Source organism: Oleiharenicola lentus, from assembly GCF_004118375.1.
GTDB classification, from domain to species: domain Bacteria; phylum Verrucomicrobiota; class Verrucomicrobiia; order Opitutales; family Opitutaceae; genus Lacunisphaera; species Lacunisphaera lenta.
In genome coordinates this window covers 952,403-965,558 of record NZ_SDHX01000002.1, presented here as the reverse complement: position 1 = coordinate 965,558, position 13,156 = coordinate 952,403, and the positions used below count along the sequence as shown (strand labels likewise).

General features: G+C 69.8%; 5 protein-coding genes. 1 reads left to right on the top strand and 4 read right to left on the bottom strand.

Annotated elements, in window-relative coordinates; all coding sequences use genetic code 11:
• Positions 1 to 409: 409 nt before the first annotated feature.
• From ESB00_RS17755 to ESB00_RS17740, 4 genes are read right to left on the bottom strand one after another with little or no spacing between them, the layout of a single operon-like run.
• Positions 410 to 4,021, bottom strand: coding sequence for a CRTAC1 family protein (locus tag ESB00_RS17755; protein ID WP_129049311.1), 3,612 nt, complete (start codon positions 4,019 to 4,021; stop codon positions 410 to 412).
• Between the two features lie 54 nt (positions 4,022 to 4,075).
• The gene (locus ESB00_RS17750) at positions 4,076 to 5,863 is read right to left on the bottom strand and encodes a tetratricopeptide repeat protein (RefSeq protein ID WP_129049308.1); all 1,788 of its coding nucleotides are present in this window, start codon (positions 5,861 to 5,863) and stop codon (positions 4,076 to 4,078) included.
• Positions 5,860 to 7,185 (bottom strand): FG-GAP repeat domain-containing protein, encoded by a 1,326-nt coding sequence (locus tag ESB00_RS17745; protein ID WP_129049306.1) that lies wholly within the window; start codon positions 7,183 to 7,185, stop codon positions 5,860 to 5,862. Before ESB00_RS17745 ends, ESB00_RS17750 begins: the two co-directional genes overlap by 4 nt.
• Complete coding sequence (locus ESB00_RS17740; RefSeq protein WP_129049304.1) at positions 7,182 to 9,509, bottom strand: hypothetical protein; 2,328 nt, start codon at positions 9,507 to 9,509, stop codon at positions 7,182 to 7,184. Before ESB00_RS17740 ends, ESB00_RS17745 begins: the two co-directional genes overlap by 4 nt.
• Before the next feature lie 79 nt (positions 9,510 to 9,588).
• On the opposite strand from ESB00_RS17740, the gene ESB00_RS17735 reads away from it, so the two are divergent.
• Positions 9,589 to 13,122, top strand: a complete 3,534-nt coding sequence (locus ESB00_RS17735; RefSeq protein ID WP_246026518.1) for a CRTAC1 family protein — start codon at positions 9,589 to 9,591, stop codon at positions 13,120 to 13,122.
• Positions 13,123 to 13,156 lie beyond the last annotated feature (34 nt).

Sequence of the window (13,156 nt, the reverse complement as noted above, 5' to 3'; positions counted from 1 at the left end):
CCCTCGGGAGAGGCGCTTTTTTTGGCGGGGGTGACGGCGAGGACGCTGATTGCCGCATACTCCCGCGCTGGTCAGGGGCCCCTCGACTCCGAGCTCAAGCCGGTGACGTGTGTCCATCGCGCGAGAGCAGGGCCGGGAGTTCAAGGCTGCACGCCGAAGTCAGGCCGCTTGCGCACCGGGCTGCCTCACAACTCAAATCAGATCCCCGTAGCTTTTAGGCTTTTGACCTTGCGAGAGGGCCGAGGAAGCCGGTTGTCTTCGGTGGTTTCGCCAGAGCGGACCTCAAGCCATGATGGCGAAAATCCCCTCTTGAGAGGGGTGCCCGCAGGGCGGGGTGTGGCATGGTATTGAATGCTCACAACGCCCCCGGCCTTGTGATTGGCAGGCCCGCATCGCGGGCCGATCGGCATCAGGGCCGCTTGATCGTGAGCGTCGGGGTCGTGGTGTTCGTCAGCGGGTGTTCGCTGACTGTGCCGTCCGGCCACCTTACCCACAGGCGGCGGGGCGGATTGCCTTCAGACCAGCTGAAGAACGCCGCGGCGGCTGACTGGCTGTAATAGCCGCCCCCGGCCGCGATCTCCGCCAGTTGTCCGGTGCCGTCGGTCAATTCGAGGCGCAGGCTTGCTCCCACCGCGGTGGGATTGCCGGTCGGCCCCTGGAGGCGGATCTGCAGGGCGTGGCGGCTCGGAATTCCGCCGTTTTTCCAGGCCAGTGTCGTGGCGTGATTGCGGCTGGCGAGAAAGTCCGGCCAACCATTGTCGTCGAGGTCCAGCCGCACGAGCGCCTTGGCATCGCCCGGTGCCACCAAGCCGCTGTGCGCCGGCTCAACCGGCGAGAAGCCGCCGCGGCCGTCGCCGCGAAGCAGCTGGCCCAGTCCGCCATCGAAGCGGCCCAAGCCCGGGTTGGGGGCATGGGAATTGTGCAGCAGAGCGAGATCGGCGCGGCCATCGCCGTCAAAATCACCGGCGACCAAGCCCTGCACGGGTGCGATCTGCGCGATCCGCGGCAGGGCAGCAAAACGGAAGGTGCCGTCGGGCTGGCTGAGAAACACGCCGCTTTGCAGCTCGGTGGCCGTGAATTTCCGGGCGGCGGCCAGTTTGTCGGCCCCGAGGATTTCGGGCAGTGTGGCGCGCGCGTAGGCATCGTTGCGCGGAAAGCGTTGCAGGATCGTCGGAATCTGCGCGCCCAGCTCCTTGCGCGTGCGCCGGGGGTAAAGGCTCGTTCCTTCCGCCTGGGCCTCGATCGCCTGGATCGCGGTCCCCGGTTTGAAACTGCCGGCATAAAGAAAGACCGGCGGCTGGTAGGGCGTGTTCAGCCCGGCGTTCCCCGCGGCGTAATCCATCCGGCCGTCGCCGTTGAAATCCGCGGCGGCCAGCGCCGTCCACCAGCCATGGCCGGCGGCGGCGAAGCCCGCTTCCTGGCTGCGCTCGGTGAAGCCGCGGCCGGCGTCGTTGCGGAAGAAACGCACGCCGCCCCATTCCAGCGCGAGCAGCAGATCGGGCCAGCCGTCGCCATCGGCATCGCTCCAGAGCGCGGAGCGTACCAGGCCCGCCTCGCGCAGCCCGGGCGCGAGCGCATCGGTCACGTCTTCGAACCGTCCGCCCGTGTTGCGGAGCAGGACGCTGCGCGGCGGCAACGGATAGCGGCCGGGCAGCACGCGGGCGCCGAGGAACACATCGGGCCGGCCATCGCGGTCAAAATCCGCGGCGACGGCCGCCCCCACGCTGATCGGCAGCGGGGGCAGGGCGTCGGGCTGCGGGCTCAGGCCGGCGCCGCTGTTGCGGTGCAGCACCGGTTGGAAAGAGGGGGAATTGGCGGTGCGGTTGGTGCCGGCCTTGGTCTGCAGCAGGTCGGTGTGGCCGTCGCCGTCGAAATCCAACAGGAGCAACGGACCGTCATCCACCGGCGAAGCCGGCAGCGTTCCACCGGGCGCGAAGCGGCTGCCTTGGTTGAAATGAATGCCGGCCGGTTGCCGGCCCGTGCCGCCGACCACGAGATCGTCGCGGCCGTCGCCGTTGAGGTCGCCCAGGGCCAGGGCGGGGCCGAGCCGGTCGAAGCGCGTGGCGACCAGCGGCTGGTTTTCGGCGTCGAAGCTTTCCTCGACGGTGAGGGCGAGCCCGTGGGCGGCCCCGGTTTCGACGAATTGTGTCGGGACGGCACCGGGGGGCGCGGCCGGGCGCGCGGGTCCGGCGGGCTCCGTGATCGTGAACCGCCGGTCCGCCGGCAGGTCCGTGAACCGCTGCACGTGGCCGCTCGGCCACTCGACGGTGAGGGAGCGGATGACCGTGGCCTCGCCGAGGCCGAAATGCAGGATGGGTTCGCTGCTGGAGAGATAGCCGCGGGCCGGGTCGAGGGTGCGGCGCTGTGTCCCCGAGGCGGTTTCCAGGCGGAGGGTCGCGCCCACGCCAAAGCGGTTCGAGTTCGTGCCGCGGAGCGCGAAGATCGCGCGGTGGCCCTCGCCGCTGTCATTGCGCAGCAGCGTTGGGTGTCCCTCGTGATTGGCGTAAACCAGGTCCAAATCCCCGTCACCGTCGAAGTCCGCAAACGCCGCGCCGAAGCTCACGCCGCGCTGATCAAGGCCCCAAGGGGCTCCGACGGGCTCGAACTTCAGGTCGCCGGCGTTGCGAAACGCGAGGTTGGCCTCCTCGAGCCGGGGGCTCGTGCGCATGAGGTTGATGCGCTCGGCGGGGGTCTCGGCCAGCACCATCCGGTCGAGCAGGTCCACGTTTTGGTATTCGCGCACCATGCCGTTGGTCACGTGCAGGTCGAGGCGGCCGTCGTTGTCGAGGTCTTCGAAGCGCACCGACCAGGTCCAGTCGGTCGCGGAGAGACCGGCGAGATGGGCGGCCTCGCGCAGGCGCCCGAGGCCCGTGCCGAGGAGCAGGACATTGCGCGAGTGCTGCGGGGTTTCCCCGGGGCGCGGATCGGCGGTGTTGCCCTTGAGCGTGCGCGAGTAGGCCATGCCGCGCTGGTCCTTTTCGTGGCTGGTCGCGGCCATGTCCGCGACGAGGAAGTCCGTGCGGCCGTCGTTGTCCACATCGCCCGTGTCAGCGCCCATCGCGGAGTAGGGCAGGACGGGCGCCACGCGGTGAATCACGTTGGTGAAGGTGCCGTCGCGGTTGTTGCGGTAGAGCCGGTCGGGCTCCGTGAAATCGTTCGCCACGTAGAGGTCGGGCCAGCCGTCGTCGTCGTGATCCCAGACGATGGCGGCGTGGGCGAGGTTTTCACCCGTGATGCCGGCGCGGTCGCTCACGTCCGCGAAGGTGCCGTCGCCGCGGTTGTGGAAAAGGCGGTCGCGCTGGCCGTTGGGCGCCTGGGCGGAGTCGAGCAGGTTGGTCTGCACGTAAACATCCAGCCAGCCGTCGCGGTCGTAGTCGAAAAAGACGCCCAGGCCGCTGGCGTCCGTCAGGGCGAGACCGCGGGCCAAGGCCTCCTCGCGGAAGGTGCCGTCGCCGCGGTTCACGAACAGTTTGTTCGGCGCATTGAAGTGGCAGACATAGAGGTCGGGCCGGCCGTCGTTGTTCACGTCGGCCCAGCTGGCGCCCTGCGTCCAGTCGGTGCGGTCGGTCTTGGTCAGTTCCTCGTTCCGGATCAGGCCGGCGGCCACCGTGACGTCGGCGAATTTCCAACCGCCGAGGTTGCGAAACAGCCGGCTGGGCCCGGTCTTGCTGACGGCGAACACATCCGGCCGGCCGTCACCGTCGAAGTCCGCAACCGCCACGCCGGTACCGAGGGCGCCGTTCATCAGTTCGGTGTAGCGGCGGCCCCACATCTGCGGGTCGCCGAAATGGTTTTCGCAACGGAGTCCGCTCTGGTCGGGAGAAAGTGCGGTGAACATCGTTGCCCCGGCGGGACCTGAGCGGGGCGCTAGTTCGGTGGCAACAATCTCGGCCGCGCCGCCACCGGTCGCACCGGCCAGCAGGAATCCGGCGAGAACGAACCCGGCGAAGCGGGCGTCTCGCGTCCGTCGGACGGAAGTCGGGTCGTGGCGGCGGGCTGCCAGGGGGTGACCGGGGGCCATGGCTCCAGCACAAGGCAATCGCCTCGCCGGGCGAGCAGAATTCCTCCGCCCCACTCAGGGCGGCAAGATGGAGAGGATCTCTTGGAAATTCCGGACGCTGGCCGCCTGGCCGGATTGCTCGGCCTGATGCAGGCCGGCGGTGAGGACCCGGCGCGCATCGGACGGACGCCCGCTGCGCACGTAGGCCTGTCCGAGGAAGAGCGCGGCCTGCGCCTGGGTAGGCCGCGCGCGGTGGGCGATCTCCAGCGGCGCGACCGCCTCGCCGGGCCGGTCGCTGATCAGCAGCAGCACGCCCAGCCCCGCGTTCAGGTCGGGGTGGTCGGGCTGCAAGACGAGGCCGGCGCGGTAGTGGCGTTCGGCGGCGGCCGGATCGCGCTGTTCAAGAGCGCGGCCCGCGCGCAGGCGCCAGCTGGCCGTGATCCGGCGGATTTCGGGTTCGCCGGGATTCGCCTTGAGCAGGGGCAGCAGGAAGCGGCCGGCTTCCTCGACGCGTCCGGCGTCCACCTCCAGCCGGGCGAGGAGCAGCAGCGCCTTGGGGAAGGTAGGCTGCATCGTGAGCGCCCGCTGCAGGGCTTGGGCGGCTTCCGGGAGCCGCTCGGCTTCCACCAGCAAGACGGCGAGCGCGAAGTCGGCCTCGACGAAGGCCGGGTTGACCTCGATCGCCCGGCGGTAGGCTTGGGCGGCTTCCGTGCGATTGCCCTCGGCCTTGAGCCGGTTGCCCCAGGCGTGCAGCAGGTCGGCCGAATCGGGATGTTGACGCAGGCCCACCTCGAGCGTCCGGCGGGCGGGGCCAGGTTGTTTCAAGGCCACGTAGGCCTCGTTCAGCTTGAGAAAATGCATGGCGGTCGGCCCGGAGTCCGGTGCCGCGTTCTCGATGCCGCGGAGCAGCGTGTCGCGGGCCGCCACGGTCGCCCCTTCTTCCAGCAGCAGCGCGCCCAGCAGCTCGTGGGCGAGGGCGTAGCCCGGTGCGAGGGCGATGGCCTGCTCGAAGCGCGCCCGGCCACGGTCGCCCTGATTGGTCTGGTAGGCGATGACGCCGAGATGACAGAGCCGCCGCGGCTCGCGGCAGCGGGTGTTCAGTTCCTCGATCCACGGGTCGTCGGCCTCGCGGAATCGGCCGGCTTCGCGGCCCAGCCAGCGGTGGAGGTCGGCGAGCTCCTCCCGGCCGGCGGCGGCCTGCAGCTCGGCGTAGAGATTCTGCGCGGCGGAAAATTTCGGATGCTGCTTCAGCAATTGTTCGAGCCGTTCGATCGTTTCGGCGGTGCGGCCCTGCAACTGCGCGACGCGGGCGAGGCCGAGCCCGGCGTAGGGGTCGTCGGGCAACAGGGCGAGCCGGCGTTGGTAGTTTTCGGCCGCGGCGTCGAGCCGGCCGCTCTTGAGCTTCATTTCCGCCAGCTGCAGCCACGCGGTGGCGGCCTTGGGGTCGGCGGCGACGGTGGCTTCGAGCGCCCCTTCCACCCCGGTCAGGTCGCCGGCCATGCGCAGCAGGTCGGCCAGGTAGTAATGCCAGCGAGCCTCCTTGGGCTGCTCGCGGGCCAGGATCCGCCAGCAGGCTTCGGCTTCGGCCCGGAATTCGTTGGCGTGAAACAGCCGCCCGAGTTCCGCCACGGCTTCGAGCCGGCCGGTGGTGGCGGCGGCCCGGGCGTCCACCAGCAAATCGCGGAGCGTGGCGTTGGGGGTGTTCGCCGGCAGCGCAGGCAAGGCGGTTTGCACGCGCTTGGTCTGGGCCCGGCGCAATCCATAGTAGCCGGCCAACGAGACGAGGACGACCAGCGCCAGCATCAGCGCGGCGGTGCGCCCGAAGCGACGGCGGGGTGTGACGGACTGGGCGGACTTGCTCACTGTCGGCGCCACAGCGTGATGTTGCTCAACCGTTCGAAGGGCGGGAACGCGTGGAGCGCCCCCGTCACGATCTCGGGCACACCGTCACCGTCGAGGTCTCCGACCGCGGCGGTGACGAGCTTGATCGGGCTGCGCGCGAGCGGCATCGGCGTGAAGTTCTGGCGGCCGTCGTTGAGCCAGGCCATCAGCGCGACGGACTGCGGGTCGTCCCAGTCGGCGAAGCCGCTCACGGCGACGAGGTCGGTGTGGCCGTCGCCGTTGAGGTCGGCGGCGCAGGGCGCATAGGCGCCGGGAAAGTCCCCGACGCGGTGGTAGCGGAAGTTGCCCTGGCCGGTGTTTTCCAGCCACTGGATGCCGTGCCACGGCCGGTGGCCGCGCACGGCGTAGTCGAAGCCGTCGCCGTTGGTGCTGATCAGGTCGGGGCGTCCGTCGCGGTTCACGTCGGCCACGGCGAGCCCGCTGCCGCCGTAGTCCTCGTTGGTCGAGCCCCAGACGAGCGTGTCCTTGAATTCGCCGCCGTCGCCGGGGTTGCGAAAGAGATGGACCTCCTCCCACTCCTGGGTGACGAGCGCGGCAAAATCGGGCCGGCTGTCGCCGTCGAAGTCGGCGACCGGCGTGTGCACGGTGCCCGACTGGCGGTTGACGATCTGGCTCTCGAACCGCCAGCCGCCGAGGTTCTTCATCCAGCGGGTCTCGCCCTGCGCGTAGCCAAACTGGCCGACCACGAGATCGAGTTTGCCGTCGGTGTGGCCGGTGAGGTTGGCGGCGCGCACATCGGTCACGCGCGCGGTTTTTTCGAGGAGTGTGCGGGGTTGGAAAGTGCGGTTGTCGAGATTCTCCAGCACCACGATGGAGCCGATGCGGTCGTTGTTGGGCATGATCTGCCCCATGCAGGCGACGAGCACATCGAGCCGGCCGCTGCCCTGCACATCGGCGGCCCAGACGTTGGCCGGGGCCGGCAGGTCGCGGGCGATGACCTGCTCGGTGAACACCCCGCGCGGGGCCTGCCGGATCCAGCGCACGGTGTTGCCGCGGGCTTCGCTGTAGATCACGTCGGGCAGGCCGTCCTGGTCGAGGTCGGCGATCTGGAGGTTGGTCACCATCGGACGATCCTCGGGTCCGGCCGGGCTCCCGATCGCGACGGGCTGGTAAACCAGCGCCGGGAAGTTCGTCTTCGGTGCGGCCCGGTTTGCAGTGGCCGGGGCCGGTGTCCGCGGCTGGCAACCGCTCAGCGCCAGGCCGATGCCGGCGATCAGTCCGGCTACGATGCCGGCATAACGCACCGGGTGGCGGCTGGCCCGTCCAAGGGAGAACGTGTTCATAGCTGGGCCTGAAATTCCACCGGCAGCAGCCCGAGCGCCGTCGAGCGCAGCGCGGGATCGCTGAATTCAATCCGGAAGGCGCGCGCGAGGGTGAGCAGGCGGAAGAGGCTCACCGGGCCCAGCCCGCGCAGCCGCTCGGTGTCGGCTTCGCTCAGGCAGAACTGCACCTGCGCGCGCGCGAGGTCGGGGTGCTTGGTCTGCGCCAGCACGATGGCGAGGTTGGCGCGCCGTTCCCAAGGCAGGTCCTCGTCGCGGCCGTCGGCGATGGCGGGCAACAGTTCCGGCAGGATGCGCGCGAGCGTGCGGGTCTCCTTGCGGGCGAGCGCGACCTTGGCGCGCGCGATCATCGCGCCGGCGTCGGCGGCGAAGGATTGTTCCAGGCTGTCACCGACCGCGGCGGCCAGGTCCAGCCGGCCGGTGTCCACGAAGTATTCGGCGAGCCGGCTCAGCGCGATCGCGTTTTCCTGGGGTTCGACCACCTCGAACACCGCGAGCGTGTCTTTTTCCAACCCGGGGATCACGGGCAGCTGGTAGGCGACGGGCCGCAGCCAGCGCGGGGGCAGCCACTGGCGCAACAGGGCGATGAGCGAGCGCTCGGGTGTCGCCGAGCCGGCCTGGGCGAGCCGGTCCAGCGCATCATCCCACGAGGGCAGCACGACGTATTGGATGCCGCGTTGCTGCATGAGGGCCTGCGCCTCGTCGGTCGAGGCCGTGCCGGCGATGCGCGCGGCGAGGGCCAGTCCGTCGTGGTTGCCGGGGTAGGGCGAGGCGATCACCCGCAGGCCGCCATGGTAGGCCAGCGCACCCGACAGGGCGGGCGGCGCGAAAGCAATCGTGCCGGGCTCGGAACGCGCGGCCAGCCACTGGGCGAGGTCGCGTTCGACCAAGGCGCGAGCCTCGGCGGGGGCGAGTTCCTCTTCCGCCGTCGGCCGCGGCCAGGCGGCGATCAACGCGGGCAGCAGCAACAGGCCCAGTCCGCTCCGCCAGCCGATGGCGGCAAAACCGCCGGGCGTCGCCGCGACGGTGACCGCCAGCAGGCCGACCAGCATCACGTCGAGCAGGCCCCACCACCGCAGCTGCCAGAAAACCAGCAGCAGGCAGAAGCCGATGCCCCCGCTGGCAAAGAGGATCGCGGCGCGCCGGGCCGGGGCGCCGCGCATCAGCCGCAATGCGGCCGCGATGAGCAGGAGCGGCAGCAGGGCGGCCGTCAGGCCGAGGCTCAGCCGATCGGCCCGCACCCAACTGATCAGACCGCCGCGGCCCGCCAGGACCGGATGATCAGGCCCGAGATCCGCCCCGCCGGCTCCGCGGTGAAACAGCCACGCCAAGGGGAGCAGCACGGCGAGTCCGCCGGCGACGAGCGCCAGGCGTTCGCCGCGGGCCGATTCGCGCCACGGGCGCTGTTGGAACCGCGACAAAACCTCGGCCACGCCGAACCACACGACCACCAGCAGCGGATGATTGGAATCCAACCCCGCTCCCGTGAGGCCGCCGGGGCGCCCTTCGAGCCACCAACCGAGCAGGGCGACGCTGCCGGCGCCGGTGGCCCAGGAGCGCCACGACAGAAGTGCGGTCTGCGAACGCGGCGAAAAGCCGGTGGCGAGCAGTCCGCCGGTCAGCACCGCGCCCAGCATGGCCAGCTGGCTGCCGGCATCGAGCCAGGAGCCGAAGCCCGCCGCGGCTCCCGCCAGGAGAAGGGTGAGGCGCGAGGGTTGGTGCCAGGCGGCCAGCAGCAGGAGCATCCCGCAGGCGTTGGCGACGAGGAAAAGTCCGTGGTCGTCGGGTCGGCCCGGCGAGAAAAGTTGCGCATGGGAAAACAGGGCGGCCGTGCCCAGGGCCAGAAACCCGCCCGCGACCGCGCCGAACCTCCAGGCGGCGAACAATCCGCCGCCCACGCACAGCAGGATGAGCAGGGCGGGATCGGCGTGCAGGGCCGCCTGTTCGACCGCGGGCCCGGCCGCGCCGCCGGACGCCAGCGCGACCAGCCGCAGCCACCACCGGTAGGGCGCCGCGCCCTGCACGGGCCGGCCTTCCGGCGCGTTGTCGTAGTCGGCGTGCGCCACCGACCAGGAACCGGTGGCCGCCATTTTTTGCACGTCCATGATCACCGCCTGGCTGCGGCTGCTGCCGACCGGCAGTAACCGGGCTCGCGTGCCGTGCTGGTAGCCGGTGGGCGAATCGGCCGCGGCCGGCGCGACCTGCGCCTGGCCGCTGATTTTTTCGATCTGCTGGATCCGCCGGTTGTTCATGCCTCCGAGCCAGAGGGCCGACAGCACGATCAGGGTCAGCCAAGCGAGGGAAACGGGGCGCAGCAGGAGGGTCATCAGTCGGGGTGGGGAGCCGGCGAAAATACGGTCACAATTCACCGGGAAGCAAGTGCGGTTCGGAAGGTTTGCGCCTGCCTTGACCACGACGGGCTCCACCGGTCTGATGCGGGCGTTGCCGCCCCCGTTTTCCAACCTCCGTTGCCCCCCGGTTGCCGGGCTCCTCCGGACCGTCCCGCCTTGGGTGGCGCTGGCCCTGCTGGTGGTGACCGCGCCGGCGGCCGAGGGCCTGGTGGCCGAGCCGCTCGCTCCGCGCAGTCCCGTGCGCGGCCCGACGCTCTTTGCCACGCTGGCTCCGGGGGACACGGGCATCGTGGCCGAAAACCGTTACGCCGATCCGCGCATGTGGACCGACCGCTACTCGGAAATCATCTACGGCCCGATGGGCACGGGTGTGGCGATCGGCGACTACGATGGCGACGGCCGGCCCGACGTGTTCATCGTCAGCAAAACCGAGCAAAGCCGGCTCTTCCGCAATCACGGCAACTGGAAGTTCGAGGACGTCACGGCGAAGTCCGGCATCGTCGAACCGGGCAAACCCGCGGGCTGGACCCAGGGCGCGGCCTTCGCCGACGTGGACAACGACGGTCGCCTCGACCTCTACCTCTGCCGCTTCGGGGTGCCGAACCAGCTGTTCATGAACCGGGGCGACGGCACCTTCCGCGAGGAGGCGGCGGCGCGGGGACTTGCCGTGACCGATGCGAGCGGCATGGGCGCGTTCTGCGACTACGACCGCGACGGCGACCTCGACGTTTATCTGCAGACCAACCTGTTCGACACGGTGAAGGCGCCGCAGGGGCAGAAGGATTACCTGTTCCGCAACCGGGGCGACGGCACCTACGAGGAGGTGACCACAGCGGCCGGCATCGCCCCGATCGAAACCGCCGGCCACTCGGCGACGTGGTGGGACTACGACGGCGACGGCTGGCCCGATCTCTACGTCGCCAACGACTACGCCGTGCCGGATTTTCTCTACCGCAACAACCGCGACGGCACCTTCACCAACGTGATCAACGAGGCGATCGCCCAGACGCCGCACTCCTCCATGGGCTCCGACTTGGGCGACGCAGACAACGACGGCCGGGTGGATCTCTTCGTGGCCGACATGGCCGCGACCACGCGGGAAAAGGACCAGCGCGGCATGGCGAAGATCCGCGCCATGCTCGACTCGGCAGTGCATCCAACAGGCGAAGCCTTTCAGTTCATGCGCAACGCGCTGCACCTTGGCACCGGCACCGCGCGCCTGCGCGAGGGCGCACAACTGGCCGGGATCGCGGCCACGGACTGGACCTGGTCGGTGCGCTTCGATGACTTCGACAACGATGGCCGGATCGACCTGCACGTCACCAACGGCATGATCCGCGAATACCACAACGCCGACCAGCACCAGGTGCTTATGGCGCTGGAGAATCCCGCCGATTCGCGCCGGGCCATGCAGGCGGCCCCGGTTTTCGCCGAGCGAAACTTGGCGTTCCGCAACGAAGGTGCACTGAGGTTCAGGGAAGTCGGCACCGAGTGGGGACTGGGTCAGCTGGGCGTGAGCTTGGGCGCGGCCACGGGCGACCTCGACGGCGACGGCGACCTCGACCTGATCTACGCCAACTACCAGTCGGGCCCGACGGTGCTGCGCAACGACAGCGACACCGGCCACCGGCTGGTCATCGCGCTGCGCGGCACGACTTCCAACCGCTTCGGCGTCGGCGCGACGGTGCGGATCAAAACCGCCACGGGTGAACAGGTGCGCACGCTCGTGCTCGCGCGCGGCTATCTGTCCACGAGCGAGCCCGTGCTGCACTTTGGTCTGGGCAGCGCCGAGCGCGTTCAGGAACTCACCGTCGAGTGGCCGAGCGGCCACCGCCAGAGTTTCGGCAACCTCGCGGCCGATCAAAAGCTGACCCTCATCGAACCCGCCGGCCCGGCCCGGCCAACCGCCTCCGTTCCGCCTGCCGCGCTCTTCCAGGCAGACTCGCTCGGCCTGGTTTCCCGCGAGCAGCCCGAAGCCGACGCCAACGCGCAGCCGTTTCAGCCGTTTACCTTTGACCGCCGCGGTCCCGCGTTGGCGGTGCTCCCCGTGGGCAAAGGCGAACAGCTTCTGCTCGGCGGCACGACCCGCGATCCCCTGCGGGGCTTCTCGGCCGACAACCTCGACGACGGTCCTCTCCTCGTTTTCGAGGCCAACGGCGACGGCGTCCCCGACCTGCTCCAGACCAAGGCCGGCACGAGCCGGCCCTTCGGCCCCGACTATCAGCCCAAACTTCATCTCGGCACGCCCACCGGTTTCACGCCCGCGGCACTGCCAGCCATTCCGCAGAGCACCGGGGCGGCGACCGCGGCGGACCTGGATCGCGACGGCGACCTCGATGCTTTCCTTGGGGCGCGCGTGTTGCCCGGTCGTTACCCGCTCACGCCCCGCAGCGTGCTGCTGCGCAACGACGGCGGCACGTTCACCGAGCTTCCCTTGCCCGAGAATGGCGAACTGGGTCTCGTCACTTCGGCGGTCTTCAGCGATCTCGACCAGGACGGCTGGCCCGACCTGATCCTCGCGACGGAGTGGGGGACGGTCCGCTACCTGCACAACGACGCCGGCAAGGCTTTCACCGATCGCTCCGTCGCGCAGGGTTTCACACAGAGCGGTTTCTGGAGTTCGCTCGTGGCCGCCGATTTCAACGGCGACGGCCGGCCCGATTTCGCGGTGGGCAACCTCGGACTCAACACGCCCTACCACTCCGGTCCGGCGATTCTCTTCCACGGACGATTCGGCGACGGCGGTCCGCCGTCGGTGATCGAGGCCACCCAGGAGGACGGAAAACTTTTTCCGCGGCGCTCGCGCAACGAGCTGGGCGGCCGCATCGCCGGGCTGCTCCGCCGTTATCCCCGCCACAACGAATTCGCCAAGATCGCGCTGCCGGAGATTGTCGGCGCCGAACGCCTCGCCCGCGCCAGGCGCTTCGACGCAACCGAGCTGCGCAGCGGCGTCTATTTGAGCCAGCCCACGGGCCCGCACCGTTTCGTGCCGCTGCCTTGGGAAGTCCAGCTCGCGCCCGTGCAGGGCATGGTCGCGCTCGATCTCACCGGCGACGGTTTCGCGGATCTCGCGTTGGGGCAAAATTCCCATTCGCCCACGCCTTCGCTCGGACGCTTCACCGGTGGACTCGGCGTGATTCTCGTCAACGACGGTCGCGGCGATTTCCGTGCGCTCGACCCGCAGCAGAGCGGTTTCATCGTGCCGGGCGATGTACGGGCCCTTGTGGTGGCCGATCTTGACGGCGATGCCCGGCCGGAGCTGGTGGCCAGCCGCAGCGAGCAGCCCGTGCTGGCCTTCCTGCGCTCCGGGTTCACGGGCCACCAGCCCTTGCGCGTTGTGCTCCAAGGCCCGTCCGGCAACCCGACGGCCATTGGGGCCCGGGTCACGCTCACGCTGGCCGACGGTTCCGTTCGCACCGCCGAAGTCGCGGCGGCTTCCGGTTACTACTCCCAGTCTTCCCCGGCCGCGTTTTTCTGGCTGCCGGTCGCCCCGCGCTCGCTCGCCGTCACCTGGCCCGACGGCCGCGTCTCGACTCACGCGATTGAGTCTAATGGCAGCGCGCACCTCGTGATTGCCGCGCCGCGGTGAAAAAGGGAGAGTGGGTTTTCGCCCCTTTCCCCCC